This is a genomic window from Mucilaginibacter sp. PAMB04274, assembly GCF_039634385.2.
Lineage (GTDB): Bacteria > Bacteroidota > Bacteroidia > Sphingobacteriales > Sphingobacteriaceae > Mucilaginibacter.
This window is the reverse complement of the sequence record NZ_CP155081.2, coordinates 3,908,525-3,935,382: the sequence shown is the minus strand read 5'-3', so window position 1 is coordinate 3,935,382 and position 26,858 is coordinate 3,908,525. Positions and strand designations below refer to the sequence as shown.

The 26,858-nt window shown below is 44.1% G+C and carries 25 protein-coding genes and 1 tRNA gene; 16 read left to right on the top strand and 10 right to left on the bottom strand.

From position 1 onward, the window contains the following. Nucleotides 1-688 precede the first annotated feature (688 nt). Both atpC and atpD read right to left on the bottom strand, forming a co-directional pair. Entirely contained in the window at nucleotides 689-937 is a 249-nt protein-coding gene (atpC, locus tag ABDD95_RS16520) for an ATP synthase F1 subunit epsilon (RefSeq protein ID WP_345948440.1), read from the bottom strand. Nucleotides 938-1,032: 95 nt separating this feature from the next. Then, the gene (gene atpD, locus ABDD95_RS16515; RefSeq protein WP_345948439.1) at nucleotides 1,033-2,538 is read right to left on the bottom strand and encodes a F0F1 ATP synthase subunit beta; all 1,506 of its coding nucleotides are present in this window, start codon (nucleotides 2,536-2,538) and stop codon (nucleotides 1,033-1,035) included. Between the two features lie 216 nt (nucleotides 2,539-2,754). Here atpD and ABDD95_RS16510 point away from each other — a divergent pair, with 216 nt between their 5' ends. Together ABDD95_RS16510 and ABDD95_RS16505 are read left to right on the top strand one after the other, a co-directional pair. After that, nucleotides 2,755-3,978 carry an outer membrane protein transport protein gene (locus ABDD95_RS16510; protein ID WP_345948438.1) on the top strand — a complete coding sequence of 408 codons (1,224 nt, stop codon included), beginning with the start codon at nucleotides 2,755-2,757 and terminating at the stop codon, nucleotides 3,976-3,978. Between the two features lie 60 nt (nucleotides 3,979-4,038). Next, a complete protein-coding gene (locus ABDD95_RS16505; protein ID WP_345948437.1) occupies nucleotides 4,039-5,340 on the top strand; it encodes an SGNH/GDSL hydrolase family protein in 1,302 nt (433 codons plus the stop codon). 111 nt (nucleotides 5,341-5,451) lie between these two features. Here the strand turns inward: ABDD95_RS16505 and ABDD95_RS16500 are convergent, their stop codons facing one another. Next, nucleotides 5,452-6,435, bottom strand: coding sequence for an NAD(P)H-quinone oxidoreductase (locus tag ABDD95_RS16500; protein ID WP_345948436.1), 984 nt, complete (start codon nucleotides 6,433-6,435; stop codon nucleotides 5,452-5,454). A gap of 138 nt (nucleotides 6,436-6,573) precedes the next feature. Between ABDD95_RS16500 and ABDD95_RS16495 the strand changes: the two genes are divergently transcribed. The 4 genes from ABDD95_RS16495 (at nucleotide 6,574) to obgE (ending at nucleotide 9,048) form a co-directional block, all read left to right on the top strand. Beyond that, on the top strand, nucleotides 6,574-7,035 hold the full coding sequence (locus ABDD95_RS16495; protein ID WP_345948435.1) for a redoxin domain-containing protein: 462 nt from the start codon (nucleotides 6,574-6,576) through the stop codon (nucleotides 7,033-7,035). A 61-nt stretch (nucleotides 7,036-7,096) separates the two neighbouring features. Beyond that, nucleotides 7,097-7,170, top strand: a tRNA-Arg gene (locus ABDD95_RS16490). 67 nt (nucleotides 7,171-7,237) lie between these two features. Then, nucleotides 7,238-7,810: an adenylate kinase gene (locus ABDD95_RS16485; protein ID WP_345948434.1), complete on the top strand. Its 573-nt coding sequence runs from the start codon at nucleotides 7,238-7,240 to the stop codon at nucleotides 7,808-7,810. A 239-nt stretch (nucleotides 7,811-8,049) separates the two neighbouring features. After that, on the top strand, nucleotides 8,050-9,048 hold the full coding sequence (obgE, locus tag ABDD95_RS16480; protein WP_345948433.1) for a GTPase ObgE: 999 nt from the start codon (nucleotides 8,050-8,052) through the stop codon (nucleotides 9,046-9,048). A gap of 140 nt (nucleotides 9,049-9,188) precedes the next feature. On the opposite strand, the gene ABDD95_RS16475 is transcribed toward obgE, so the two are convergent. After that, nucleotides 9,189-10,760: a hypothetical protein gene (locus ABDD95_RS16475; RefSeq protein ID WP_345948432.1), complete on the bottom strand. Its 1,572-nt coding sequence runs from the start codon at nucleotides 10,758-10,760 to the stop codon at nucleotides 9,189-9,191. Nucleotides 10,761-10,896: 136 nt separating this feature from the next. Between ABDD95_RS16475 and gap the strand changes: the two genes are divergently transcribed. After that, nucleotides 10,897-11,892, top strand: coding sequence for a type I glyceraldehyde-3-phosphate dehydrogenase (gap, locus tag ABDD95_RS16470; RefSeq protein ID WP_345948431.1), 996 nt, complete (start codon nucleotides 10,897-10,899; stop codon nucleotides 11,890-11,892). 146 nt (nucleotides 11,893-12,038) lie between these two features. Further along, nucleotides 12,039-12,473: a GNAT family N-acetyltransferase gene (locus ABDD95_RS16465; RefSeq protein ID WP_345948430.1), complete on the top strand. Its 435-nt coding sequence runs from the start codon at nucleotides 12,039-12,041 to the stop codon at nucleotides 12,471-12,473. Nucleotides 12,474-12,570: 97 nt separating this feature from the next. On the opposite strand, the gene ABDD95_RS16460 is transcribed toward ABDD95_RS16465, so the two are convergent. Beyond that, nucleotides 12,571-13,095 carry a glycine zipper domain-containing protein gene (locus tag ABDD95_RS16460; protein ID WP_345948429.1) on the bottom strand — a complete coding sequence of 175 codons (525 nt, stop codon included), beginning with the start codon at nucleotides 13,093-13,095 and terminating at the stop codon, nucleotides 12,571-12,573. Between the two features lie 316 nt (nucleotides 13,096-13,411). Here ABDD95_RS16460 and ABDD95_RS16455 point away from each other — a divergent pair, with 316 nt between their 5' ends. After that, the gene (locus tag ABDD95_RS16455) at nucleotides 13,412-14,602 is read left to right on the top strand and encodes a phosphoglycerate kinase (protein WP_345948428.1); all 1,191 of its coding nucleotides are present in this window, start codon (nucleotides 13,412-13,414) and stop codon (nucleotides 14,600-14,602) included. A 147-nt stretch (nucleotides 14,603-14,749) separates the two neighbouring features. After that, on the top strand, nucleotides 14,750-16,609 hold the full coding sequence (locus ABDD95_RS16450; protein ID WP_345948427.1) for a CocE/NonD family hydrolase: 1,860 nt from the start codon (nucleotides 14,750-14,752) through the stop codon (nucleotides 16,607-16,609). Between the two features lie 72 nt (nucleotides 16,610-16,681). On the opposite strand, the gene ABDD95_RS16445 is transcribed toward ABDD95_RS16450, so the two are convergent. Next, nucleotides 16,682-17,095, bottom strand: coding sequence for a hypothetical protein (locus ABDD95_RS16445; protein ID WP_345948426.1), 414 nt, complete (start codon nucleotides 17,093-17,095; stop codon nucleotides 16,682-16,684). A 330-nt stretch (nucleotides 17,096-17,425) separates the two neighbouring features. Here ABDD95_RS16445 and ABDD95_RS16440 point away from each other — a divergent pair, with 330 nt between their 5' ends. Then, nucleotides 17,426-18,307: a DMT family transporter gene (locus ABDD95_RS16440; RefSeq protein WP_345948425.1), complete on the top strand. Its 882-nt coding sequence runs from the start codon at nucleotides 17,426-17,428 to the stop codon at nucleotides 18,305-18,307. 3 nt (nucleotides 18,308-18,310) lie between these two features. Here the strand turns inward: ABDD95_RS16440 and ABDD95_RS16435 are convergent, their stop codons facing one another. From ABDD95_RS16435 to purU, 4 genes are all read right to left on the bottom strand, one after another. Then, complete coding sequence (locus ABDD95_RS16435; RefSeq protein WP_345948424.1) at nucleotides 18,311-18,664, bottom strand: hypothetical protein; 354 nt, start codon at nucleotides 18,662-18,664, stop codon at nucleotides 18,311-18,313. A 120-nt stretch (nucleotides 18,665-18,784) separates the two neighbouring features. Further along, nucleotides 18,785-19,447, bottom strand: a complete 663-nt coding sequence (locus ABDD95_RS16430) for a YceH family protein (RefSeq protein WP_345948423.1) — start codon at nucleotides 19,445-19,447, stop codon at nucleotides 18,785-18,787. A 36-nt stretch (nucleotides 19,448-19,483) separates the two neighbouring features. Further along, complete coding sequence (locus ABDD95_RS16425) at nucleotides 19,484-19,876, bottom strand: hypothetical protein (protein WP_345948422.1); 393 nt, start codon at nucleotides 19,874-19,876, stop codon at nucleotides 19,484-19,486. A gap of 49 nt (nucleotides 19,877-19,925) precedes the next feature. Further along, entirely contained in the window at nucleotides 19,926-20,753 is an 828-nt protein-coding gene (gene purU, locus ABDD95_RS16420; protein ID WP_345948421.1) for a formyltetrahydrofolate deformylase, read from the bottom strand. A 707-nt stretch (nucleotides 20,754-21,460) separates the two neighbouring features. Between purU and mraZ the strand changes: the two genes are divergently transcribed. The 5 genes from mraZ to ABDD95_RS16395 are packed head-to-tail and all read left to right on the top strand — an operon-like array spanning nucleotide 21,461 to nucleotide 26,771. After that, nucleotides 21,461-21,925 (top strand): division/cell wall cluster transcriptional repressor MraZ, encoded by a 465-nt coding sequence (mraZ, locus tag ABDD95_RS16415; protein WP_345948420.1) that lies wholly within the window; start codon nucleotides 21,461-21,463, stop codon nucleotides 21,923-21,925. After that, the gene (rsmH, locus tag ABDD95_RS16410) at nucleotides 21,918-22,820 is read left to right on the top strand and encodes a 16S rRNA (cytosine(1402)-N(4))-methyltransferase RsmH (RefSeq protein WP_345948419.1); all 903 of its coding nucleotides are present in this window, start codon (nucleotides 21,918-21,920) and stop codon (nucleotides 22,818-22,820) included. Before mraZ ends, rsmH begins: the two co-directional genes overlap by 8 nt. Beyond that, entirely contained in the window at nucleotides 22,817-23,221 is a 405-nt protein-coding gene (locus ABDD95_RS16405; protein ID WP_345948418.1) for an FtsL-like putative cell division protein, read from the top strand. Before rsmH ends, ABDD95_RS16405 begins: the two co-directional genes overlap by 4 nt. Next, nucleotides 23,218-25,311, top strand: a complete 2,094-nt coding sequence (locus tag ABDD95_RS16400) for a penicillin-binding protein (RefSeq protein ID WP_345948417.1) — start codon at nucleotides 23,218-23,220, stop codon at nucleotides 25,309-25,311. The genes ABDD95_RS16405 and ABDD95_RS16400 overlap by 4 nt, the downstream gene beginning before the upstream one ends. Then, complete coding sequence (locus tag ABDD95_RS16395; protein ID WP_345948416.1) at nucleotides 25,308-26,771, top strand: UDP-N-acetylmuramoyl-L-alanyl-D-glutamate--2,6-diaminopimelate ligase; 1,464 nt, start codon at nucleotides 25,308-25,310, stop codon at nucleotides 26,769-26,771. Before ABDD95_RS16400 ends, ABDD95_RS16395 begins: the two co-directional genes overlap by 4 nt. The last annotated feature ends 87 nt before the right edge of the window (nucleotides 26,772-26,858 follow it).

Below are 26,858 nucleotides of genomic sequence, written 5' to 3'. Positions count from 1 at the left end.
GATGCGACCTTTTCAACTTCTGAGCAAACGCTTTATTGTTGGTACAAATGCGCCCGCGTGCTAAATAGGTTGTCGACTTAGGTTACAATCAATATTTGTAAGGTAGGGAGATGCGTTAAAAGTGGCAATAGCCAAATTAAGTTTTTTTTGCAAAGTTTTTTATTCTGATTGGATGAGAATTACCGAATAATGTTTTACAGTTGTTTGTATATTCAGAATTATATTCTCAACCTGGTATACCAAAGTTTAAATTGGTTTTCGGTATGTATGTTATGCATGCATAGCATTGCTGCTTAATTATGACTTAAAAATACGTAGAAGCGAAAAAAGCTATAGGCGGCGGTTGTGCTTTAGCATTGAGTTCTAAAAGTTTTTGGTTGTTGCTTTTTGTACTTGCGCTCTTTTATAATGAGTACTTAATTTGTCCGGGCGGTGGTATGGCTTATATTACTTTGTAATGGGTTTGTCTGAACAGCAATCAACTTGATGGAAATTAACAGAATGTGTTGCAAAGATGTGTTATGAAAGGGTACCGGTTTGTCGTATTAGCATATAGCTATTGCTTAAACAGGATTTTTGCTGCCTGCCCGAAACTGCAGAAGGGATATATGGACAGTAGAGAGACTTATAAACAAGAAACGCCCGACTGTGCAGTCGGGCGTTTCTTGTTTATAAAGGTATAAGAATACTAACGGTGGGTAATGCCTTCGGCTAATACCATCACTTTGTTGTTATTCACTTCAACCACACCACCTTTAATCAGAAATACATCCTCTTTGCCGGTGCCGCGAACGGTAAGCTTGCCATCTTCTAAAGTGGAGATGATAGGCGCGTGGTTATTTAATATCTCAAATGATCCCATAGTGCCCGGTACGGTAACAGAGTTAACCTCACCTTCAAACACTTTTTTATCGGGAGTAAGAATTTCTAAAGTCATTGGGGTTAGATTTGAGATGTGAGATTTGAGATGTGAGACCGATGCGTTTAATCATTGTCTTTATCTCAAATCTCAAATCTAATGTCTCACATCTATTAGTTATTCGCTTCTGCTAACAGTTTTTTACCTTTTTCGATAGCATCTTCAATGCTGCCTACCAAGTTAAAAGCGGCTTCAGGATATTCATCCACTTCGCCATCCATTATCATGTTAAAGCCTTTGATGGTATCTTTAATATCAACCAATACACCTTTTAAACCGGTAAATTGCTCGGCCACGTGGAAAGGTTGTGACAAGAAGCGTTGTACGCGACGTGCACGTGATACAGTAAGCTTATCTTCTTCAGATAACTCATCCATACCTAAAATGGCAATGATGTCTTGTAACTCTTTATAGCGTTGCAAAATTTCTTTTACACGTTGTGCCGTATCATAATGCTCAGCACCTAGTATAGTAGGGCTCAGGATACGTGAAGTTGAATCAAGAGGGTCAACCGCAGGGTAGATACCCAACTCGGCAATTTTACGAGACAATACCGTTGTAGCGTCCAAGTGAGCGAAGGTTGTGGCCGGCGCAGGGTCGGTCAAGTCATCCGCAGGTACGTAAACCGCTTGTACAGATGTAATAGAACCACGTTTGGTTGACGTAATACGCTCCTGCATTACACCCATCTCGGTAGCAAGTGTTGGCTGGTAACCTACCGCTGATGGCATACGGCCTAACAGTGCCGATACTTCAGAACCAGCTTGGGTAAAGCGGAAAATGTTATCGATAAAGAACAGAATATCGCGACCTTTACCTTCAGCATCACCATCACGGAAATACTCGGCAATAGTTAAACCTGATAAGGCAACACGTGCACGTGCACCCGGCGGCTCGTTCATTTGACCGAATACAAAGGTTGCTTTAGAGTCTTTCAATTCTTCTTTGTCGATTTTTGAGAGATCCCAGCCACCTTCTTCCATTGAATGCATAAAGGCTTCGCCGTATTTAATAATACCAGATTCCAGCATCTCGCGCAATAAGTCGTTACCTTCGCGGGTACGCTCACCTACACCGGCAAATACTGATAAACCAGAGTATGCTTTAGCAATGTTGTTGATCAGTTCCTGAATTAATACCGTTTTACCAACACCGGCACCACCAAACAATCCAATTTTACCACCTTTAGCATAAGGCTCCAGCAGGTCAATTACTTTAATACCGGTAAACAGTACTTCTGATTCGGTTGATAAATCTTCAAATCTTGGAGGCGTAGCGTGAATAGGGCGGCCATTGGTTGTGTCCAAAGATGGAATACCATCAATAGCTTCACCAACTACGTTAAATACCCGGCCCTTGATATCGTCGCCAATAGGCATACGGATAGGTGATTCAAGGTCGGTTACCGGCATGCCGCGCAATAAGCCGTCGGTTGAGTCCATGGCAATAGCACGAACGCGATCCTCGCCCAGGTGTTGCTGAACTTCTAAAACAACTTTTTGTCCATTGCTTTTAGTGATTTGCAGCGCATCGTAAATTTTGGGAAGATGTGCATCATCGCTAAAGCTTACGTCAACTACCGGACCAATGATTTGTGAGATTTTTCCAATGTTTGGCATATATACCTTGCGTAATTTTTATTTACTGATAATGAAACGAGTGCGTATGGGTATATCACACTATTTCGGAGCGCAAAGTTAAGGTTTATAATGAATTTTTAACTACTTAAATGAAAGAATTTTAAGTAAAACCTGAGCCATACGAACTTTGTTAATTTATTTATCTTAGCAGCCTTTTTATAAAAATTGTCAGTTAAATAAAACCAATTTCTAATTATGAGAAAAATTATACTGCTGATGCTGGCTTGCGTGCCATTTGCGGTTTTTGCACAAGGCTTTCAGGTTAACCTGGAAGGCCAAAAGCAAATTGGGATGGGCCATACGGGTACCGGTTTGTTGTTGGATGGTTCCTCGGTGTTTTTTAACCCCGGCGCTGTTGCCAAACTATCCGAAAATTATTTACAGGCAGGCGTAAGTCCGCTTATGTTTAAATCGGGGTTTGTAGCCACCGGCTCTAACGTACAATACAACACGGCCGATAAAATAGCGCCGCCATTTAACGTTTATGCCGTTTGGGGACCTAAGGCCGCTAAATGGAAAGTAGGCTTAGGCGTTTACACGCCATATGGTGGTTTAACCGACTGGGGCACTAATTGGCCGGGTAAGTATACCTTAGTTTCGCTCGACCTGAAAACCATCTTTTTTCAGCCTACAGTGAGTTACAAAATAAGCGATGTAATAAGCGTAGGTGCCGGTTTTGTGTACAACCATGGCAGCGTAAACCTTAAACGTGCCATTCCGCTGGCAGATGCAAACAATCCGCAGGGCGAAGCTGAACTGAAAGGCGGCGGTAATGGCTACGGCTTTAACGCTGGGGTATTTATTGACACCAAGAAAGGATTAACTATTGGTATTACCCACCGCTCAAAAGTAAATACTAAGCTAAACGATGGGGATGCTGTATTTACAGTGCCGGGAAGTTTACAAACCAGTTTTCCAAGCCCTAACACATTTAAAGCCGAGCTGCCTTTGGCTGCAACTACCTCCATAGGTTTTGGTTACAGCTTTGCGCAAAAATGGCTGGTAGCTTTTGATGCCAACTACGTGCATTTTGATACTTACAAAGCCTTGGCTTTTGATTATGGCAATAACACCACAACCTTGCAGGATACCTACTCGCCACGTAATTACAAAAATGCAGTAAGCTTACGTGTGGGTGCCCAGTACAAGGCAACTGATAAATTGATGCTACGTGCGGGTGGCGGTTATGCCTCAACCCCTGTTAGGGATGGTTATGTAACTCCGGAAGTGCCCGATGCCAACCGCAGTTTTTACACTGCTGGCTTAAGTTACTTGGTTAACAAGCATTTTGATTTAGACCTGTCTTTTGAGTACGAACGCCTCGGTACCCGTACACAAACCAATATCGAAACACAATTATCAGGAACGTTTAAAAGCAATGTGTATATACCGGGTGTAGCGTTGGTTTATCATTGGTAAACAGCGCCCTGCTAAGCCTCCATGGGAAGGGAATTTAATACACATTAAAAGAGATTTAAGATGAAACTAAATAATTACAAAAATATATTTTTAGCGGGTTTGCTGGTTTTAGCCGCCTGTAAACCCACTGTTGATGTAGCTCCGGCTACCAGCGGCTCGGCCGATTTTACAACCTACATTGCCGTAGGTGACTCACAAACTGCCGGTTATGCCGATGGTGGCTTATACCGCAGCGGGCAGATCAACTCATTTCCCAATATCATTGCCGAGCAGTTAAAAGCTGTAGGCGGCGGTAACTTTGCACAGCCTTTGTTTACCGAGGCACAGGCCAATGGTTCAGGGTATAAAAAAATAGACAGATTTGTTGATGGCACGCCGGTTATCGTGGATGTAGCGCCATCACAAACAGCTTTCCGTAGCGCTACCCCATCCTTGTTTGTTAAATACAGTGGTGATAACAACAACTATGGTATTCCGGGAATTAGGTTGGTTGACGCTGTTTATAGTAGCGTACCAGGATATGCTAATGCCAATCCTTATTATGAGCGTGTACTTGCGGCATCATACCCGTTGGCTAATACGCCATATCTGGATTTTATCACTGCTAAGCCATACACTTTCTTTACATGTTGGTTGGGCAATAATGATGCTTTGGGTTATGCTACTGCAGGTGGTGTAGATACTAACCCTGCAAATAAGTTAACAGAGAAAGCCGACTTTACTGCTGCATTTACCGCTGTTATTAACCGTTTAACTACAGGCGGTCAAAAAGGTGCCGTTGCTACTATTCCAGATGTAAGCACTATTCCATTTTTTACAACGGTTACCATCCCAGCCTTATTAGCAGGTGTACAAAAAGTAGCGCCAACGGTTACTACTTTGTACGTTAATGCTCGTAAAGATGATGGTACTTATGCCGCTCGCGCTGCAACAACTACCGACTTAATCACACTTACTTTTCCAACCAGCAAAATGGGGGTAAGTGGTTATGGCGTTTCGCCACTTAATCCAATCGAGAATCAGTATGTTCTTGACCCGAATGAGGTAGCACGGGTGCGCGATTATGTAACCTCCTACAACCAAACCATCAACTCTGTAGCTGCTGCCAAAGGCTTAGCTGTGTTTGATGCCTTTACCTTTTTGAATACTTTAAAGCAGAAAGGTTTATTAATAAATGGCGTAAACTTAAGCGCCGATTTTGTACGCGGCGGTATTTTTTCGCTGGATGGGGTGCATCTAACCCCTAAAGGTTATGCTATCGAAGCTAATGAGTTTATTAAAGCCATCAATACCAAATATGGGTCAAACATTCCGCAGGCCGATGTAAACAGCTTTAATAGCGTCATTTTCCCGGCAAAATAATATCCGTTAGGTTTATATTTAGTGGTTGATGGTTCATTGTAGCTACTGGTTAGCTTCATTAACCATCAACCATTTTTATTTTGCCATAAACTTCCAACTATAAGCTGATGGCTAACTAAATTCCAGAACAATCTTGCCTATATGTGTGCTGCTTTCCATCAACGCATGCGCTTTTGCGGCGTCCTGTGCTGCAAATGTTTGATGGATAATCGGCTTAATTTGCCCTGCTTCGATCAAGGACCAAACAGTTTTTTTTAATGCCGTAGCAATGGCCGACTTAAATGGCCTATCCCTTGGCCGAAGCGTTGAACCGGTGATGAAAAGCCTCTTGCGCATTACCATGGAGAGGTCTACCTGCACGTCTTTGCCTTTCATGGTGTTAATCAGCACCAGCCGGCCCTCTTCAGCAAGCGATTGGATATTGCCCTGAGTATAATCGCCGCCTATCATATCCAGTATTACATTTACGCCTTTGCCGCCGGTAATTTGTGCTATGGTAGGTATAAAGTCTTCAGTTTTGTAATTAACTGCTTTGGTGGCACCTAACTGCTCGCAAAAACGGCATTTATCATCGCTACCTGCGGTAACATAAACGACGCTGCCAAGCGCTTTAGCCATTTGTATGGCCGTTACCCCAATGCCGCTGCTGCCCCCATGCACCAATAAACTTTCGCCAGGTTGCAAACGGCCGCGATCAAAAACATTGCTCCATACCGTAAAAAAGGTTTCGGGTAAGGATGCAGCCTCGGTCAAAGTCAGGTTTGGCAAAACGGGTAAACATTGCCCTTCAGGTGCTGTACAATATTCGGCATAACCGCCGCCACTCACCAGTGCGCAAACCTTGTCGCCGGTTTGCCAAAGGGTAACCGCATCACCAATAGCTTCAATTGTACCGGCAACCTCCAGGCCGGGTATATCTTGCGGTGCATCGGGCGGTGGTGGATATGCGCCTTTACGCTGTGCTACATCGGGCCTGTTTATACCTGCGGCCGCTACTTTAATAAGCACTTCATGCGGTTTAGGCTGGGGTACCGGTCTGTCTCTTATCTGTAGTACTTCCGGGCCCCCCGGTTGGGTTATTACCAGTGCTTTCATTGCAGTAATTTTTAACAAATCAACGTTAGCTTGTAAGTTAAGTTTGGTTAATGTAATCTCATAATTGCTCCTTATAGCGCCAGGCTATAGTTAATTACAGTTATAAGTGTTTATTTTGAGGTAAAATAAGATTAACCTATGTCATTAATTATTGGCCAGGTGGCCCCGCAGTTTACACTCATATCATCTGATTTAAAAGAAATATCATTAGCTGATTTTAAAGGCAAAAAAGTGGTTCTTCACTTTTTTCCTATGGCGTTTACCGGTACCTGCACTACGCAGCTTTGCACGCTTAGAGACAATTTTGGTTTTTATGAAGGTATTAATGCCCAGGTTTTAGGCATTTCAGTTGATTCGCCTTTTACCTTGGCTAAGTTTAAAGAAGAGAACGAATACCAGTTTCCGCTGCTGTCTGACTTCAATAAGCAGGCGTCTGCCGATTATGGTGCTATTTACGATGAATTTGTATTTGGATTAAAAGGTGTATCCAAGCGTGCAGCCTTTGTAATCGACGAAGAACAGCGTATCATATATGCAGAGGTGTTGGAATCAGCTGGCGATCTACCTGATTTTGATGCAATTGAAAAAAAGTTACAGTAAATTTTAAAAAATATTTGAACGGAATGGCAAAATATGCTACTTTTGCATTCCGTTTCAGGAAGCACTCGTAGCTCAATTGGATAGAGCGTCTGACTACGGATCAGAAGGTTAGGGGTTCGACTCCCTTCGAGTGCACTTTTTAATCATAAAGCCTTTCCGTATAATTGCAGAAAGGCTTTTTATTTAAATTTAAAATCAAAGGATGCTGAACTTAGTTTTGTTTGGCCCGCCCGGGGCTGGCAAGGGAACACAATCTCAAAAACTGATTGAAAAATACGGCTTAATCCACCTTTCAACCGGTGACATATTACGTAATGAAATTGCACAGGGTACCACTTTAGGTCTCGAAGCTAAAAAGTTGATGGATGAAGGTGTTTTGGTTCCCGATGAAGTAGTTATTGGTATGATAAGCAATAAGCTCGACGCCAATCCCGATGCTAAAGGTTTTATTTTCGACGGTTTCCCACGTACGGTAGCGCAAGCCGCTGCACTGGATACTTTGTTAGAAGGTAAAAATACCAGCATATCAGGTATGATTGCTTTGGTGGTTGACGATCAGGAACTGGAAAGCCGCCTGCTGTTACGCGGTAAGGATTCTGGCAGACCTGATGATGCCAATCCGGAAATCATCCGTAAACGTATCAACGAGTACAACAGCAAAACTACCCCCGTTGCGAAGTTTTATAAAGCACAGGGCAAATTTACCAGCATTAACGGTATAGGTGGTATTGACGATATTTTCAGCGCTGTGAGCGCTGTGGTGGAGCAGTATTAAGAAATAACAATACAGCATTCGCGATTTCGGATTTAGACGGGTCACAACGAACTGTTTGAATCCGAAATTGTTGTTTTAAGACATTTATAATATAAATACGACTGTCATCTCGAATAATAGTGATAAATCTTGTACAATAGGATGAACAACCAGTAACAAGATATTCTATTAGCACTTGTAATGGCAATAGTAAAAAAGCGGTTTCGGGTTGATATTCGGAATTTGAAAAAGAATAGCACATGAGTCAAGGTTCCAATTTCGTCGATTACGTAAAAATTTGCTGCCGTTCAGGTAAAGGCGGAGGTGGTTCGGCACACTTACACCGCGATAAACACACGGCCAAGGGCGGTCCTGATGGTGGTGATGGTGGCCGCGGCGGGCACGTAATTGTAAAAGGCAATGCCCAGTTGTGGACCTTGCTGCACCTTAAATATCGTAAGCATGTTATAGCCGGCGATGGCGAAAGCGGTGGCAGCGCCTTGTGTACAGGCAAAACCGGCCGCGACGAGATATTGGAAGTGCCCCTGGGCACTATAGCCAAGGATGCCGAGACCGGCGAAGTGATCTTTGAAATAACCAAAGATGGCGAAACTAAAATATTAACCGACGGCGGCCGCGGCGGATTAGGTAACTGGCACTTCAAATCGGCCACGCAGCAAACCCCGCGCTTTGCCCAACCCGGCGAACCCGGACAGGAAAACTGGAATATATTAGAGTTAAAATTGTTAGCCGATGTAGGTTTAGTAGGTTTCCCTAATGCCGGTAAATCAACCTTATTATCTGTAGTATCGGCTGCTAAGCCCGAGATTGCCGATTATGCCTTTACCACGCTGGTACCTAATTTGGGTATTGTGGCCTACCGTGGCGGCAAATCATTTGTAATGGCCGATATACCGGGCATTATTGAAGGCGCATCAAAAGGCAAAGGTTTGGGCTTCCGCTTCTTGCGTCACATTGAGCGTAACTCAGTACTGTTGTTCATGATTCCGGCTGACACCAACCGCACTATTAAAGAAGAATACGCCATTTTATTAAATGAACTTCAGGAGTACAATCCTGAACTTTCACATAAACCTCACGTACTAGCCATCACCAAATCAGACATGCTGGACGAAGAATTGCAGCAGGAAATGAAAGCTGAATTGCCAGCCAACATTCCCTCTGTGTTCATCTCAGCCGTAGCCCAACAAGGGTTGGATGCATTGAAAGATTTGTTGTGGATAGAGATTAATAAATAAAGGAAACCGTTTGCTTGTGCATTAAATGTTGGATTAGTACTGGTAAGCTTAATTTGGTAAGCCCATTAGTACTAACCCATTTACGTCTTATACAAGCCTAAGTTCATCAGCACAACCATATCATGCAAAGGTTGGCACACTTACCTCGCTTCAAAAACGGTATAATCCTCACTCAACTTTTTGGTAACAAACCCTTTGTAACCCGGAAAGCATTTGAGGATAAACTGTGCCCGGCCATTTTGCTCATAATCGGCAGGTAATACGATGTGCAGCGGTCCGGCATGACCATTATACAGATAATCCTGGTAATCTACCTTCACATCTAAACCAATAGGCTCAATTGTAATTATGCGGTTGTGGCGTATCTCCAAACCTATATCGGCGCTGGTAAAAACAAAAATACCGTCGCGCTCGCGGTTATCTGCCTGTAAAAGGTAGTTGAGCGTGGGCTGGTCAATAAATTGTTGCGTTAAGCCGCTGGGGCCTCGTACACCTTCTGTACTGTTGTAATGGTATTCGTGAATTAAGGATTTAAAGCTGCTGAAGGTTATAAATAGCCATACCAATGCAAAAGCTGCCCTATAAAATAGCCCGGCCCTGCCCACCAGATACAAAGCGCCGGGTATCACCAGCAAACCCACCAGCCTGAAATGCCGCCCCTCGTATGATATAGCCGCCTGCCTGAAGAATGAATAGCCGAAAAATAATACGAATACGATATAATAAACGGCCACCGCTATTTTATATGGCGAGTGGGGTATATGCCTTACAATGCTCAGCACCAACCACAAGCTCGCTACAGCCAAAGCTACCAAAATAATAACCGTCCAAACGTGAGGGAACATAGGGCCATCGGGGTGGTAAACCAGTCCTTTTGCTAATTCGTCAACCGAAAAGCCGGCCAGCAGGGGCGAGGCGAGCGGAAAAGTAAACGTTTCCCAAATAACGCGCCACCCGGCACTGTGGGCAGCGGCAGGATTGTCGCCCTTGCTTAAAAAGAACAGATAAACACAGGCCAACGATATTAGAGCTGGAATGCCTATGGCAAAGCCGTTTTTAAGCCAGGCGGCATAGTCTTTTCGTGGTGGTGAAATATTGATCCACATGCACAACAAGCCCGCCATGTACACCAGCATCATAGATGACTTGGTAAAGAACCCAACCCAACCAGCTATCAACACAAACAGAATCAGGAGCACATCGATCTTTCTGAAGGAGAAGCACCCGTACAGGAACCATCCTGCGTAAGCAAACATGAGCACCTCGCCGCCATTATAAAATATGTAGGGGATGTAGTAAAATTGCTGGCAGGCTACAAAGGCCACGCTGGCAGCAGCTAACAACGGTTTAAAGCCTACTTTTTTAAAGAAAGCGTAAAAGCCAAACAGGCCCAGCATTTCGCAGAGTACGCTGGTAACAGCAGATGCCTGGCCGGTGTTTAAGCCAAATACCGTTTTAAAAAAATAAGGTACCAGGTATTGTCCCGGAGACCACCAGGTGAGGAACATGCCTGTATCTTTGCTTATATTATCCTGATCGGGCCCAACCAGCATATTGAAGTCGCCGCCCATTTCCATGGATCGCATGGTTTGAAAACCCCAGCTGGGGTCGGGGAAAATGGCAGGGGGGGCAATGTAGCTAAACACCCCTATTACCAGCGTTACGAGTAAGGTAATGCCTAAAATGAGCGGTGCCCAATACTGTTTTTTCATGGTGGTGATGTAGATAACTAAAGCGCTAAATTAAGGATTATAACGGTTATAGCTATATTATGACCGGCCGGTGTGTTTATTGGGCAGGTGTAAGTTTTATATTTTATAGCTTTGCAAGCTGATTTTTGATTGAGCTATGAGGATCGCTATCAATGGATTTGGCCGAATAGGCCGCATATTTTTACGCAGTATTTTAAACCGGCCGGGTATTGAGGTGGTAGCTATTAACGATATTACCAATACCCACACGCTAGCTCACCTGTTTAAGTATGATACCGTACACCGGGGCTTTAAAGGCCAGGTTGATTATGATGAAACCAGCCTGTACATTAACGGCAAGCGTATACGGGTACTAGCCGAAAGCATTCCGGTTAATTTGCCATGGGGCGAGTTGGATATTGACTTGGTGATTGAATCCACAGGTAAATTTGCCTCGTTAGATGGTGCTAACCAGCACTTGGCTGCGGGTGCAAAGCAGGTGATTCTATCGGCACCGGCCGGAGGTAAAACGGTGCCTACGGTAGTGCTGGGTGTAAATGATGAGCAGATAGATCTGCGCTCGCCCGTACTCTCCAATGCCTCATGCACCACTAATAACGTGGCGGCCCTGGTAAAAGTGCTCGAAGATAACTGGGGCATTGGCGACGGCTATATCACCACAGTGCACTCTATGACGGGTGACCAAAACCTGCATGATGCGCCGCATAAAGACCTGCGCCGTGCTCGTGCAGCTTCGGCCTCTATTATTCCTACCACAACGGGTGCTGCCAAGGCTATCACCTCTATATTTCCACATCTGGATGGTAAGCTGGGCGGGGCGGGCATCCGTGTACCCGTGCTCAACGGCTCATTAACCGATTTTACCTGTACACTAAAAACGGAAACTACTGTAGAGGCGATTAACCAGGCCTTCAAGCAAGCTGCCCTAGGACCCATGAAAGATATTTTGGAATATACCGAAGATCCCATTGTATCTACCGATATAATAGATAACACGCACAGTTGTATTTTTGATGCCCAGCTAACCTCTATAGTAGGCGGCCTGGTAAAAGTAGTAGGCTGGTACGATAACGAAATGGGCTACAGTAGCCGCCTGGCCGATTTAGTGGAGCGTATAGCGGCACTGAGATAAGATACTACACTCAGTATGTCATTTCGAGTGTTAACCTGAAATCTTTTCAAAGCGATAGGTTCGTCCGTTCGAAAGGATTTTCAACATGAGAGATGGCTGTAATTTAACATAATAGATTAACTAACAACTTCATAACGAATAATTAAGTGGTAAAATTCATTTCCAAAGACGATATCTTACCTATCCGTAACGAAATTTTAAGAGAAGGCAAATTAACCCTGGAACAATGCCGCTTTGCAGGTGATGACAACCCTGAAAGCTTTCATTTAGGATATTTTGATGGAGAGCAATTGGTAAGTATAGCTTCATTCCATCCACAGAGTTACGGCGATTTTCAAGGCCGAGGCTACCAGTTACGCGGTATGGCCACTTTAAAGCAATACCAGGGTAAGGGCTTGGGTACCCAACTGGTTAATTTTGCTATTGTGTACCTGCGCGGGCAAAAAGTGAACTACGTATGGTGTAATGCCCGCCAGGTAGCGGTAAATTTTTACGGTAATGTAGGTTTCGAAGTGGTGTCAAAAGAGTTTGACATACCAGGCATTGGCCCACATTATGCCATGTATCTGAAAATAATGTAGCAGTTGTAGCCTGTAAAACATGCTACTGATATGGAAAGTGTCTATACAAAAAAAGCAACCCTTATTGGGTTGCTTTTTTTGTGTCCTGAGTTATTGATTACTGATCTTTTTCTTTCTTTTTCTCAACAATCTTACCAATACCAAAGCCAGCGGCGCCGCCTGCAACACCACCAATCAGTGCACCTACACCTCTGTTTTTCTTGGTAACCAATGCACCGGTTAAAGCGCCGGCACCAGCACCAATTAGAGCACCATTACGTCCTGCATGGCTTTTCTTTTTAGCAGTAGGGTATGCCGGACTGCTGCCATAACCTGATGCAGCATAAGATGACCTCGATGCCGATGAAGTATAAGATGATCTAGGGCGTGTAGCAGCGTACGTTGTTTTTGTACGGCTTCGCTCACGCATGGCACCTACATTCTTCAAGCTGTCTTCATAACGAGCCTTTTTTTCTGCTCTAAAAGCAGCAAGCCCTGCTGTGTCTGCCTGAGTAACTTTTGGGCTGTCTACTTTAGACACCACCGGAGCGGTAGTAGCAGTAGATGAGTTAGGGTTAGAATGGCATGCAACCAAACCGACCGATATTCCTGTAACTATTAATAAACGCATTGCCTGTATCATAATAAATGTTTTTAAGTAAGGTGAATAAATATCTGACTAAATAAAGTGGCAAAAGTCAAATCTATCTAAGCAATTTTGTTGCCAATTTTTACAGCATCATATGTAATGGTCTGATTAATGCATTCTATCACAGCTGGTTGCTTATAAAATTCACCCATGGCCATCTAAGCTATTTAATAATATAATAAGACATTGCGGCCAGGAATCTACTCATTTAAATAATCCCTTAGTGTATACTGCACACTTTTTTAAAATTAGCTTACTGATTATGAATTATATTTCTGAATTTGGCAGCTCATTTTGAAGTGTAACCTCCATGAAAACAATTGACCAATTCAATTTTGCCGGAAAAAAAGCCCTTATCAGGGTTGACTTTAATGTTCCGCTGGATAAAGATTATAATATAACCGACGATAACCGCATTACCGCTGCCCTGCCAACCTTGAAAAAGATTCTGGCTGATGGCGGTTCGCTGATCCTGATGTCGCACCTGGGCCGCCCAAAAGAAGGTCCTACTGAAAAATATTCACTGAAGCACATCATCCCGCACCTGTCTGAACTATTAGGTAAGGAAGTGCAGTTTGCCGATGACTGTATTGGTGCCGACGCTACCGAAAAGGCTGCTGCCTTGAAAGATGGTGAAGTATTGTTGCTTGAAAACTTACGCTTTTATAAAGAAGAAGAAAAAGGCGATAAAGATTTTGCCGAAAAATTATCAAAATTAGGTGATGTATACGTGAATGATGCCTTTGGTACCGCCCATCGTGCACACGCCTCAACGGCTATCATCGCGCAATTTTTCCCCGAAGCTAAATACTTTGGTTACCTGATGGGTGCCGAGCTTGCCAACGCCGAGAAAGTTTTAAATGGCGCCGCTAAACCTTTTACCGCTATTATGGGCGGAGCCAAAGTGAGCGACAAGTTGTTGCTGATTGAGAACATGCTCGACAAGGTGGATAACCTGATTATCGGCGGCGGGATGGCCTATACATTTGCTAAGGCACAAGGTGGCAACATTGGCAAATCGCTGGTTGAGGATGATAAGCTTGATCTGGCGCTGCAACTGATTGAAAAAGCCAAAAGCAAAGGGGTAAACTTATTATTGCCTACTGACTCCATCATTGCGGATGCTTTTTCGAACGACGCTAATACCGATACTGCTTCTAACAGCGATATTAAAGATGGCTGGATGGGTTTGGATATCGGTCCGGATTCAATTGCCGCATTTACCAAAGTAGTGGCCGAATCAAAAACCGTATTGTGGAACGGCCCGATGGGTGTTTTTGAAATGGAAAAATTTGAAAAAGGCACCAAAGCCGTAGCCGAAGCTGTGGTTGAAGCTACCCAAAATGGAGCCTTCTCACTCATAGGCGGCGGCGACTCTGCAGCAGCCGTAGCTAAGTTTAACCTGGTAGATGGCGTAAGCTACGTATCAACCGGCGGCGGCGCCTTGCTCGAATACATGGAAGGCAAAGAGCTGCCAGGTGTGAAGGCGATAAACGAGTAAATAAGAAAATATGGTATTGCGAGGAATGAAGTAATCTCTGCGTGATATTTAATAGGCCGATACAAGTTCGGCATGATATAGATTAGTTAAAAGGCCGCTTTCAACAAAAGCGGTCTTTTTTGTATGTTTAGGTTTCCAAAATTCAGTATGAAAATTCTTCTGTCCTGCGTTCTTTCCCTCCTCATCACCATAGGCTTCGCTCAAACCGGTGCTCCCGATGCGGCTTATGTTAAAGATCATTATACTAAGTATGAGTACCAGATACCCATGCGCGACGGTAAAAAGCTGTTCACGGCTGTATATGTACCTAAAGACCAATCGAAAAAATATCCTTTCATGATGGACCGCACCTGCTATAGCGTAGCACCTTACGGATTGGATAAATACCGGCCAACACTTGGTCCATCGCCGCAGTTTATGCAGGATGGATACATTTTTGTTTACCAGGACGTGCGCGGCCGCTGGATGAGCGAAGGTATTTACGAGGAAATGACGCCCGAACTGGAGGTACATAAAACCAACAAGGATGTAGATGAAGGTACCGATACTTATGATACGATAGATTGGTTATTAAAGAATGTAGCTAATAACAACGGCAAGGCAGGCGTTTGGGGTATTTCTTACCCTGGCTTTTATACTACCACCGCTTTGCTAAGCCGTCACCCGGCACTGGTTGCAGCCTCTCCGCAAGCACCCATTGCCGATTTGTGGCGCGATGATGCCTGGCATAATGGTGCTTTTTTTTTGGCTGCTAACTTTGGCTTTTACCCTGGCTTTACCAACCGGCAGGATGATAAGCCTACCCAGCGCCGAGGCAAAAGCTTTGACCCGGGTACGGATGATGGTTATGATTTCTTCTTAAAGATGGGATCCATGCGGAATACCAACGCCAAATACTATAAAGACACCATCCGCCTGTGGAATGAAATGATGAATCACCCCGATTATGATCAGCACTGGAAAGACCGCAACGTGCTTACGCACCTGCATGATATTAAAACGGCTACCCTGGTAACCGGTGGCTGGTACGATGCCGAAGATTTGTACGGCGCTATTAATACTTACAAAACTTTAGCGGCTAAAAACCCCAACACACCGGTTTACTTTGCTATGGGGCCATGGGTGCATGGCGGCTGGGCCCGGGGCGCGGGCGATCATCTGGGCGATGTGGATTTTGGCGGAGCAACTGCGCCTTATTACCGCGACAAAATTGAATTTGCTTTTTTTAGCCACTACCTGAAAGGTACGCCACTCGATCTGCCTAAGATAACCACCTTCCAAACCGGTGTAAACCAGTGGAAAACCTATAATACCTGGCCGCCGGCACCAGCTAAGGAACAATTCCTGTACTTTTTGCCGGGCGGTAAGCTATCGTTCACGGCTCCGGCTTTGGGTAAGGATACGTTTAATGAGTTTGTATCAGACCCAAATAAACCAGTGCCTTACTATAGCAAAAAAACAATGGATATGGAGCGTGATTACATGACGGCCGATCAGCGCTTTGTAGCCGCCATGCCCGATGTAGTTACCTACCAAACCGACGTTTTAAATAACGACGTAACCCTGGCCGGTAACATATGGGCCAACCTTAAAGTATCTACTACTGGTACAGATGCCGACTGGGTGGTAAAAGTAATTGATGTTTACCCCGACACCGCCACCAGCAATAAATGGACCCGGCCCAGTGTACAAATGGCCGGCTACCAGCAAATGGTACGCAGCGAAAGCATGCGGGGCAAATACCGTACGGGTTTAGATAAACCCAGCGCATTCATACCTGGGCAAATAAGTCCGGTTAACTTTGAACTGCAGGATGTGCTGCACACTTTCAAGAAAGGCCACCGCATTATGGTACAGGTACAAAGCACCTGGTTTCCGCTTATCGACCGTAATACGCAGCAGTTTCAGGATATTATGAAAGCTAAAGACACCGACTTTAAGAAGGCAACACACCGCGTGTATACTTCAAAAGCACATCCGAGTTATTTAAAGGTGAGAGTGCTGTAAGTTTAAGGTTTTATCAGCCTTAACGTCATTTCGGGTGTCAACGAGAAATCGTTGACAATTAGAACAATAATCTTAGTGACCTTTTATGCTTTTGTATAAATTGAAAAGTGAAATTAAAAGGGCGGTTATAGCAGCCCCGAAAGTCCACCAATATGTACGAAAGATACGTTTGGCATTTATCACATCATATTTTAATTTTTCTTCTTCAAGCGCTTGTTTGTTTTGCTTTTTGACTTCGGCTTTACCGATGAATTTTGCAAAGCCACCATTGTCAATTACTAAAATTCCTTCGGATGTAATATCAATGATTGAGTTTCTGTTTCCCGGGTTTCTTTGGCTGATGAGATTGTGTTGATACATCAATCTTATTGCTTCTTGTCCAGTGTTATCACTTCGATTTTGGACTTGGAAAATATCGCTACCGCCAGGAACCGATTTAAGATGTAGTAAATAATTATCTATTATGATTGCTACTTCGTTTTGCATAATAAAATAGTTATATCAAATATACTAATAATCATCTGCTAGTTGGTGCGTATAAGAAGTCTAAAAAAGCGACCATTATTGATTGCCTTTATATGCTAACAGGTTGCTCTTTGTTTTTCTAATGGAATGAGCCAAGTATCATGAAGTAATCAAAGGACATAGTCCATAAAAAGTACTCTGAAATCCAAGTTGGGAAGTGGTTGTACCTTGGCAAAGTACAACCACTTAGTTTGACGGCTCGTCTGTAACTGGCGCCTATATCGGGTTTGCAATTGTTTTGCCTCCCAAACATCATTTAGGCATTCTCAGAAAATTTTACCTTTGCCAGTCATGTATAAAAATGTTCTGCCCGGGTTATTATTTGCTGTTCTGTGGGCAAGTGGGGCTATAGCTGCCAAGTTTGGCATGCGCTCAGTTGATGCGCTAATGCTGGCCGCTATACGCTTTATTGCTACTGGATTTTTATTTGCACCTTTCTTTCTATTGCATAAAAAGCATCGGTTTTTGCCGCATCGCTATGAGTGGAAACCTATTATTATTTACGGCTTTTTGAACACCACGCTCACCCTTGGATCATTTTTCGCCGCGCAAAAATACGCCTCAGCAGGTATCAGTATGTTGTTTACGGCAGTGGCGCCCTTGCTCATGGCTTTATTCTCGGCCCTTATTTTAAAGCGAAAGCTAAGCCGAGCAGAAATTGCAGGCATGCTTGTAGCTTTTTCGGGTTTGCTATTGGCCGCTTTGGCCGCTTTGCCTGCGGCCAGTATTACGCCGGCTGGTTTTGCGCTGCTGGTTGTCTATATGGTATCGTACGCTTTAAGCAGCATTTACTTCTCGTTTGTTAATGTGGCACTGCGCAACATGGTGTTTAATATATGGCAGGTGTTTATAGGTGGGTTGCTGGTACTTCCGTTTTGCTGGTTGCTCAGCAGCTATCACATACATAGGGTAGATGCCAATCTGCTTTGTTCATTAGCTTGGCTTATCATTATGCTGTCGTTTATAGCTAATTTATTGTGGCTGTACCTCATTAAGCGCGATACCGTATCGGCAGGTACATGGCTGTACTTAGTACCAATACTTGGCTTTATATACGGCTACTTCCTGCTCGGCGAAAAGATAACGCTATACTCTATTATTGGCGGCATAATGGTTATAGCCGGATTGGTTATATCCAAACGTACGGCTAAAAAAGTTCCGCATACGTCTTAAAAGCTATTTCCTAACGTAGGAGGCTCCGCCACCGTCATAGGCATTTTGATTGAGGTTTAGTGTATTGCCATTAATGTTGATGATGTTCCAAATAGCATCATCATCGAATTTAATGGCGTTGTCGGTTTTGCCACTATAAATACTTTGTGCTTGGTCGAGCTGGTACTTGCCTGTGTTGGCTATGCGTCCTTCAATGAACCGTTGGTAGGTTTCATCAGCTTTAAACAGAATAACCACGGGGTCAGGACTGGTACGGTATACACGCCCGTCAAAGCCACCTCCATAACTGGTCATTTGCCAACGGCCCACCATTTGTTTACTTAATAAAGTATCGCTTCTTTCCTTTTTGCAACTCAATAGAAGGAAAGTTATTAGTAGAAAATACAGTTTGATTATTGTATTGGTTTTACTGGTTGTAATTAATTGCAATACGTTGCTTTAAAGGTATTTGCTACAATTTGCAAACGAAATAAAGGCTTAGCCCATTAACTCTTTCATCAGCTTATCAAATTCAGTGCGCATGGTAGCCAGTTCTTCTTCCAGTCGGGCAACCCGCTCTTCTAAAGCTGCTAAGGCCGAACCTGATGATGATGTGGTTAGTTCGGGTTCGTCGTCTTCAGGTATTTCCAATGTTTCGCCTAATAAATGCATGTAACGCGCTTCTTTCTGTCCGCTGCGGCGTGGTAAGAGCGTAAGGTAGGGCAGGTTGCCGCTGCTTAGTTTTTCCAAAGCCTGCTGTACATCATCCAGCGTTTCAAACTCATACAGCCGGCCCGAGTTAGTGTTTAGCTCGCCGGGCGTTTGCGGGCCACGCAACAGCAGCAAACAAATAATAGCCACTTCCGATGGGATGACTGGAAACACGATAGCAAAATTATGCTTATACTTTACCGCCCTGCTGGAGCCACCTGTAGCAGTCGAAACCAGGCCCTTTTTCTTAAGCGAATCGAGCGCCCGAACAACCGTATCTTCATCATACTGTACCACCGGTTTACGCGATGATTTTTGGTTGCAGGCAGCCGTGAGGCTGTTGATGGTCATGGGGTAATAATCGGGCGTGGTGCAGCTTTTTTCCATCAGCGAGCCCAGCACGCGTATCTCTTCGTGGTTAAGTTTAGGTAAGCTTTGCGAATAATCCATAGGCTAAAAATAGTGGTTCGGTTTAAATGTAATATGCTAGCGCTTTCTTTTTATGTAGCGCATGCCGCAGGCTTCGCGGCAAGGCGGGTTTAGTTCCAGTGTGTTGTTATTAATTTTATAACGGTAAGTAATGGGCGCTGTATTGCCTTTAATATTGATAGTCAAATGGTTGCTATCAATTATGTTGTAATCCGTAGCTCCTTCAATGGAGTTGCCAGTTATGTGTCCCGCCGCGCCAAAAGTTATGTACTCAGCGTCGGCTTTAGTTTGTGGTTTCCATTTAGCGCTGCCATCACCAGGGTCATTCAACGTTTCTATCAAAATCCAGTGGCCAATTAAACGCTCATGATCTGCCACTTTATGCTGTATTGCACAAGCTGTAATGACTAAGACGCTTGTAAAGAGGATGACAAATATTTTCGTTTTCATTTTCTTGTTTCTTTTAAGCTGTCTTTCCGGGGGGAGGTTGGAGGAGTTATTACTCAAAAATTACAGTTCTGTTCTTGTACACAAACACACGGTCGTGCAATACCAGTCGGAGCGCTTTAGCTAGTACGGCGGTTTCAATTTCTCGTCCGGCTTTCATCATATCCTGTGCAGTAAAGCCATGGTGAACCGGGATGGTTTGCTGGGCTATAATGGGACCTTCATCCAAGTCATTGGTTACATAGTGGGCAGTGGCACCTATGAGTTTTACCCCGCGCTCATGCGCCTGCCGGTAAGGGTTAGCTCCAATAAATGCTGGTAGAAACGAGTGGTGAATATTGATAATGCGCCTGATAAAACGAGCCACAAATGTGGGCGATAATATGCGCATAAATTTAGCCAGTACTACAAAATCGGGCTGGTAGGTATCAATTACATCACCAACTGCCTCTTCAAACTCCGGCTTACTCAGCTGTTCATGTGAAATATAATGAAAGGGAATGTCAAAGCGCTTGCAAATGTCTTGTAGCACATCGTGGTTACCTATTACTGCTGATACGGTTGCGCCTAAAGTTTTAAAGTAGTTACGTACCAGTATATCGGCCAAACAGTGGTATTCTTTGGTTACCAGTACCACTATCTTTTTTTCGGGCAGCGGGTTAATAGTGATGATGGCGTCATCGGGCAATATGGGCCTTAGCTGACTTTCATCCAGCAGGCGGCTGGCAGGAGCTTCAGCTTCAACGCGTACAAAAAAGCGGTTCTCGGTCTTGTCTACATATTCATCCATCGAGATGATATTGATACCGGCCTGTGCCAGGGCCCCCGAAATACCCGAAACCAGGCCTACCCGGTCGCGGCACTGTATAATAATGATCATAGCTGCCTGAAAGGTAATAAAATTTGCAGGAGTGTGCTTAAGCAGATTTTAAATAGTGCTTTTTGATGCATGCAACTTTCATCTTATCAAAATGCGTTAAATACAGTAAAGAAAGTCCGGTTTAAGAAAGGCATAATTTCCTCTTCATCATTCCACTAAACGCAGATGGTATTAGTACCAATAGCTAAGAGGATTGCTTAAAAACGGATAAACGCACAAAGACTTAATGAGATGTTGTAGGGTAGTCAAAATCATCAGTGTCGTTTTCCGTTCGATGCCTGATTCTCACGACTTAAACCGCAAAACAACCCGATATAAACAGGCATTATTGCTCGGGCATTATACCGTCGAGGTCCAAATTTGATAATAATGCTGCGTATTTGGCCAAGTATTTAACGATCAGTCAATTAAATGTTGATCAGACAGCTTGACGAAAACTGTAGTCACCAACAAAAGACAAATGCATGCCGATAAATAATGTTGATTAAATAGCGCTGATTTGTAATTATTTAATTAAAATTTTAACTAAAAAACAACTCAGTTTTTCAATAAGAAAATGTGCTTGGTGGTAGCAAAATGTCAATTGTTTGGCCTAGTGGAAGGAAAGTTATGAACGGTGGGTGTTGAAAACTTTTTAGTGGGGAAAAGTGGAGGAAAGTGGAAATTCTGTGTTACTTTTACGTTGGAATTTTAGGATAAGACTCTGCATGTCCCACTTTTTAGGAGAATTTGATTGTAAACTGGATGCCAAAGGGCGGATGATGATCCCCTCGGGCCTCAAGAAGCAGCTTCCCGAAGCTGAGCGTGAGGGCCTTGTGATCAACCGTGGCTTTGAAAAGCATTTGGTAATCTATACTCGCAAGGAATGGGATAAAATTGTAGATGACCTGAGTAAGCTTAATCAATACGAGAAACGTACCCGTGAATTTATACGCTACTTTACCCGTGGGGCATCTGAGTTAACGCTTGATGCTAATAACCGAGTGTTGCTGCCTAAGGCGTTGCTGGAGTATGCTGGTATTGGCGCCGATGTGGTTTTGTCTTGTCAGTTTAATAAAATAGAAGTTTGGGATCAGGCTGCTTATGATGCGCAACTGGACAGCGCGCCCGAAAACTTTGCCAACCTGGCCGAAGAGGTAATGGGTGGTTTAGGAAGGAGGGGTGATGAGTAATTATCATAAGCCGGTTATGCTTCAGGAGTGTATTGAGGCTTTGGATATTAAGCCTAATGGAACCTATGTAGATGTAACCTTTGGTGGCGGTGGTCACTCGCGCGAAATTCTGAAGCATTTAGGCGAGGGTGGACGGTTGATTGCCTTTGATCAAGATGCGGATGCGCAGCAGAATATCATTGATGATGAGCGGTTTCAGTTTGTAGATCAGAATTTTCGGTATCTGAAGAACTTTTGCCGTTTACACGGGGCTATTCCGGTTGATGGGATCCTGGCCGATCTGGGCGTTTCGTCTTACCAGTTCGATCGGGCCGAGCGTGGTTTTTCCATTCGTTTTGATGCGGAGCTGGATATGCGCATGAATCAGTCGTTGGAACTGACTGCCAAGCAGGTGGTGAATACTTATGCCGAGGCTGATTTGCATCGCATTTTTGGCATTTACGGCGAGATACAAAATGCCAAATCACTGGCGCGTACCATAGTTACTGCCCGGTTAAATAGCCCGATGGATACCGTGGCCGACTTGAAAAATGCCATTGTTGGTTTAATACCGCGTGGTAAAGAGAATAAGTACCTGGCGCAGGTTTTTCAGGCCTTGCGTATTGAGGTAAACCAGGAGCTGGAGGCTTTAAAGGATTTTTTAATCCAAACGGCAGATGTGCTGGTTTCGGGCGGTAGGTTGGTAGTTATGTCTTATCATTCGTTGGAAGATAGGTTGGTTAAGAACTTTATTGCTAAAGGAAAATTTAGCGGCGAGGTTGAAAAAGATTTTTACGGTAACGATCAAAAACCGCTGGAGGCTGTAAGCCGCGGCGCAATTACCGCTACTGATGAGGAAATAAAAGAAAACAACAGGGCACGTAGTGCTAAACTAAGGATAGCTGTAAAGAAATGAGTAACCGTTTGCGTACAGAAATTCAGGAAGAAGAAGCTGAAAAGGAGCTTGTAGTAGAAGAGCGCCCGGTGCAGGATGTGCCCGAAAACTTTTTTACCAACTTGTTAAGCAAGGGTGTTGTCACTACTGATGATGTTACCCGGGCTTTGCCTTTTGTGTTTTTTCTGGCCCTGTTGGGAATGGTTTATATAGCAAACCGTCATGTTGCCGAAAACACGTTACGCAACATTGATAAGTTAAGCAAGGAAGTAAAAGGGTTGAGCTGGGATTTTAAGACTACAAAGGCCGAAATGGCTTACAAAAGTACACTAACTGAAGTGGCTAAGCGGGCAGATACATTAGGGGTGACCGAATCGGTTGAGCCGCCACAGAAATTAACAGATGCGGAGGTAGTAAAATGAACATCAGGACCAATATATTACTGCGTGTTTACCTGGCATTCGGGCTTATTGTAGTACTGGCTTTTGCTGTGTTTTTTAAACTGTGCTATCTGCAGTTTGCGCAGGGCAAAAAGTGGAAGGCCATGGCTGATAGCTTATCAACCCGCTATGTGAATATTGATGCTGCCCGGGGAAATATTTTTGCAGTGGATGGTAGTTTATTGGCAACCTCCGTACCCGAGTATGAGCTGCATATGGATATGTTAGCCGGTGGTATTGCCGACGATGATATTTTTTACGAAAAGGTAGACTCGCTGGCTATGAAAATGTCCCAGTTTTTTGGTGATAAATCGGCCCGCGAGTATTCTATGATTTTACGCGATGCGCGTAAGGATAGCCTGCGTTATCAGCTCATTCGCCGCAAAGTGTCTTACCAGGATTTAAAGAAGATCCGCAAGTTTCCTATTTTTAATATGGGGCGGTATAAAGGCGGTTTGATCATTGTGCAGCAAAACAAGCGTATTCTGCCGTTCCGTTCGCTGGCCGCGCGTACCATTGGATATTCTAATAAAAACGTAAAAAACCCGGTTGGTTTAGAGGGTGCCTATGCCAGCTATATAGAGGGCGAGAGCGGCAAGCGTTTAATGCAGCGCATTGCCGGTGGTGTTTGGATGCCGGTTAATCAGGAAGAAGAAATTGCACCTAAAGAAGGCGCTGATATTATATCAACCATTGATGTGAACTTTCAGGATGTAGTTCAAAACGCATTACTAAAGCAATTAATAAAAAGTGATGCGCATCATGGTGCTGCTATATTAATGGAGGTTGCTACCGGCGAAGTTCGTGCGGTGGCTAATTACTCAAAGGTTGCCCCGGGCGAGTATCAGGAAAAATTTAATTATGCAATTGCCGGTAATCAGGACCCTGGTTCTACTTTTAAAATAGCCTCCTACCTGGCCTTGCTTGAAGATAAAATGGTTGACACCAGTACCCTGGTTGGTACAGGTACCTATAAAATACCCGGCCATACTATTAAAGATTCGCACGGGAGCATTGGAGTGGTAACCGTTAAAAAGGCGTTTGAAGAGTCATCGAACGCCGCGGTTGCCTACCTGGTTAATAAAAGCTACAAGGAAGATCAATCGAAGTTTACCGATCACTTGTACGACTGGCATTTGAATGAAAAACTGGGCCTGCAAATTCCGGGCGAAGCGCAACCTGTTGTTAAGAACCCTAAAAATACGAGCTGGAACAAAAACATGACCCTGCCGCAAATGGCTTATGGTTATGAAATGCAGCTTACGCCGCTAAAAATGTTGTCTTTCTATAATGCTATAGCCAACAATGGCAAATACATAGCGCCAATTTTTGTAAAAGAGATCAGGAGGTTGGGCAACCCGGTTGAACAGTTTAAAGCTCGTGTTATTAATGATAAAATATGCTCTGAGGTTACCCTGAAGAAGATGCAGGAAATGATGGAGGGTGTAATAACTGAGGGCACTGGTAAAAACATTATTTATAATCCCTTGTACCGCATTGCGGGTAAATCGGGCACGGCACAGGTGGCTGATGCAAATAAAGGTTACAAAGCCAGGCGGCAATATCAAGCTTCTTTTGCCGGTTATTTCCCGGCCGATAAGCCTAAGTATTCGCTCATCGTAGTTATCAACGACCCCAAAAACGGTTACTACGGTGCGTTGGTAGCTGGTCCGGTGTTTCGGGAAATTGCAGATAAGGTATACTCCAGCGATTTAGAAATGCACCAAAACCTGCCATCGCATTACGTTGGTAATACACAAATGCCGCAAATAAAAACGGGCAACTTAAAAGCTGTGCAACAAGTTTACCAAAAACTGGGTGTAAAGCCTTTGTATGCATCGAATACACCCCGTACGGCCGATACCAGCAATGGTATTGCATCGCAGGAAATTAAATTTAAACAAGGCACTGTACCATCCGTAACCGGAATGACCCTGAGCGACGCGTTGTACGTAATGGGCAATGCCGGCTACAAAACAACGGTGCGGGGCAGCGGGGTAGTGGCTAAACAATCGGTAACGGGTGGTAGCATGATACCTAAAGGAGCCAAAATAACTTTAGAACTGGAATGAGAAACCTAAGCGACATACTCGAAGGCCTGGCCTTTACTGAACTGCAAGGTGCTGCCGATGTAGAGATCGCTAACGTGGTCTTTGATTCGCGCAAGGTAGTGCCTGGCTCGCTGTTTGTAGCGGTGCGCGGCACTGCAGTTGATGGTCATGACTATATAGAGCAGGCCGTTAAAGATGGCGCCGTGGTAATCGTTTGCGAAGACCTGCCCGGTCATACGGCCGATGAGGCAGACTACCTGATGGTAGCTAACTCAGCCGCAGCATTAGGCATCCTGGCATCTAACTTTTATGATAGTCCATCGGGCAAACTAAAGCTGGTAGGGGTAACCGGTACTAATGGCAAAACCACTACAGCTACGCTGCTTTACCAGTTGTTTCGCGATTTAGGTTATAAATGCGGGCTAATTTCCACTGTTGAAAATCAGATTAATGGACAGATCATACCATCAACCCATACCACGCCCGATCCGGTAGTTTTGAATGAGTTGCTGGATAAAATGGTTGCTCAGGGTTGCGATTACTGCTTTATGGAAGTAAGCTCGCACGCCGTAGCCCAGCACCGTATTGATGGTTTAACCTTTGCCGGTGGTATTTTTTCTAATCTTACGCACGATCACCTCGATTATCACAAAACGTTCGACAGTTACTTAAAAGCCAAAAAAGGTTTTTTTGACATGCTGCCCAAAACAGCTTTTGCACTAACCAATGCCGATGACAAAAACGGTAATGTGATGCTGCAAAATAGCAAAGCCGCTAAAAAGACTTACGGCCTTAAAAACATGGCCGACTTTAAGGTGAAAATCATGGAGAACCAGTTTGGCGGTTTACTACTGAATGTGGATGGTGATGAGGTATGGTTTAAAATGGTGGGCAGCTTTAATGCCTACAACCTTTTAGCCGTATATGCCGCTGCTACGTTACTGGGGCAAGAAAAGGCAGCTATATTAACCAGCTTAAGTAAATTATCAGGTGCCGAGGGCAGGTTCGATTATACTATATCTGATAACAAGATTATCGGTATTGTAGATTATGCACACACGCCCGATGCGGTACAAAACGTATTGAGCACGGTGCAAGACATTCGCAAAGGAACTGAAAAAGTTATTACCGTGATCGGTTGTGGTGGCGACCGTGATAAAACCAAACGCCCGGTAATGGCCAAAACCGCCTGCGACTGGAGCGATAAGGTGATCCTGACTTCAGACAACCCGCGAACCGAAGATCCGGCGCAGATTATCCGTGATATGGAAGCGGGTGTGGATCCTGCTAACCAGCGCAAAACCATCAGTATTGTTGATCGTCGCGAGGCCATCAAAACTGCAGTGCATTTGGCGCAACCCGGCGATATTATAGTATTGGCAGGTAAGGGACATGAAAAGTATCAGGAGGTAAACGGAGTGAGAAATCACTTTGATGATAAAGAAGAACTGCTAAATGCATTCGCATCACTAAGTACATAGGCATTAGCCCTGATTGCAAGGAACGCAATGACAGGAAAATAAAGAAACTTAATTAACTAATAACACAATCAACTCAAGAACCAAAAC

What these genes read in the sequence shown, in the direction of transcription:
- ABDD95_RS16455 (WP_345948428.1), top strand. Translation starts at nt 13,412, where the DNA reads ATGAAAACAATTGACCAATTCAATTTTGCCGGAAAAAAAGCCCTTATC.
- ABDD95_RS16475 (WP_345948432.1), bottom strand. Translation starts at nt 10,760, where the DNA reads ATGAAAAAACAGTATTGGGCACCGCTCATTTTAGGCATTACCTTACTC.
- ABDD95_RS16495 (WP_345948435.1), top strand. Translation starts at nt 6,574, where the DNA reads ATGTCATTAATTATTGGCCAGGTGGCCCCGCAGTTTACACTCATATCA.
- ABDD95_RS16430 (WP_345948423.1), bottom strand. Translation starts at nt 19,447, where the DNA reads ATGGATTATTCGCAAAGCTTACCTAAACTTAACCACGAAGAGATACGC.
- obgE (WP_345948433.1), top strand. Translation starts at nt 8,050, where the DNA reads ATGAGTCAAGGTTCCAATTTCGTCGATTACGTAAAAATTTGCTGCCGT.
- ABDD95_RS16445 (WP_345948426.1), bottom strand. Translation starts at nt 17,095, where the DNA reads ATGCAAAACGAAGTAGCAATCATAATAGATAATTATTTACTACATCTT.
- purU (WP_345948421.1), bottom strand. Translation starts at nt 20,753, where the DNA reads ATGATCATTATTATACAGTGCCGCGACCGGGTAGGCCTGGTTTCGGGT.
- atpC (WP_345948440.1), bottom strand. Translation starts at nt 937, where the DNA reads ATGACTTTAGAAATTCTTACTCCCGATAAAAAAGTGTTTGAAGGTGAG.
- ABDD95_RS16450 (WP_345948427.1), top strand. Translation starts at nt 14,750, where the DNA reads ATGAAAATTCTTCTGTCCTGCGTTCTTTCCCTCCTCATCACCATAGGC.
- mraZ (WP_345948420.1), top strand. Translation starts at nt 21,461, where the DNA reads ATGTCCCACTTTTTAGGAGAATTTGATTGTAAACTGGATGCCAAAGGG.
- ABDD95_RS16425 (WP_345948422.1), bottom strand. Translation starts at nt 19,876, where the DNA reads ATGAAAACGAAAATATTTGTCATCCTCTTTACAAGCGTCTTAGTCATT.
- ABDD95_RS16485 (WP_345948434.1), top strand. Translation starts at nt 7,238, where the DNA reads ATGCTGAACTTAGTTTTGTTTGGCCCGCCCGGGGCTGGCAAGGGAACA.
- ABDD95_RS16510 (WP_345948438.1), top strand. Translation starts at nt 2,755, where the DNA reads ATGAGAAAAATTATACTGCTGATGCTGGCTTGCGTGCCATTTGCGGTT.
- ABDD95_RS16440 (WP_345948425.1), top strand. Translation starts at nt 17,426, where the DNA reads ATGTATAAAAATGTTCTGCCCGGGTTATTATTTGCTGTTCTGTGGGCA.
- ABDD95_RS16395 (WP_345948416.1), top strand. Translation starts at nt 25,308, where the DNA reads ATGAGAAACCTAAGCGACATACTCGAAGGCCTGGCCTTTACTGAACTG.
- rsmH (WP_345948419.1), top strand. Translation starts at nt 21,918, where the DNA reads ATGAGTAATTATCATAAGCCGGTTATGCTTCAGGAGTGTATTGAGGCT.
- ABDD95_RS16400 (WP_345948417.1), top strand. Translation starts at nt 23,218, where the DNA reads ATGAACATCAGGACCAATATATTACTGCGTGTTTACCTGGCATTCGGG.
- ABDD95_RS16460 (WP_345948429.1), bottom strand. Translation starts at nt 13,095, where the DNA reads ATGATACAGGCAATGCGTTTATTAATAGTTACAGGAATATCGGTCGGT.
- atpD (WP_345948439.1), bottom strand. Translation starts at nt 2,538, where the DNA reads ATGCCAAACATTGGAAAAATCTCACAAATCATTGGTCCGGTAGTTGAC.
- ABDD95_RS16505 (WP_345948437.1), top strand. Translation starts at nt 4,039, where the DNA reads ATGAAACTAAATAATTACAAAAATATATTTTTAGCGGGTTTGCTGGTT.
- ABDD95_RS16405 (WP_345948418.1), top strand. Translation starts at nt 22,817, where the DNA reads ATGAGTAACCGTTTGCGTACAGAAATTCAGGAAGAAGAAGCTGAAAAG.
- ABDD95_RS16500 (WP_345948436.1), bottom strand. Translation starts at nt 6,435, where the DNA reads ATGAAAGCACTGGTAATAACCCAACCGGGGGGCCCGGAAGTACTACAG.
- gap (WP_345948431.1), top strand. Translation starts at nt 10,897, where the DNA reads ATGAGGATCGCTATCAATGGATTTGGCCGAATAGGCCGCATATTTTTA.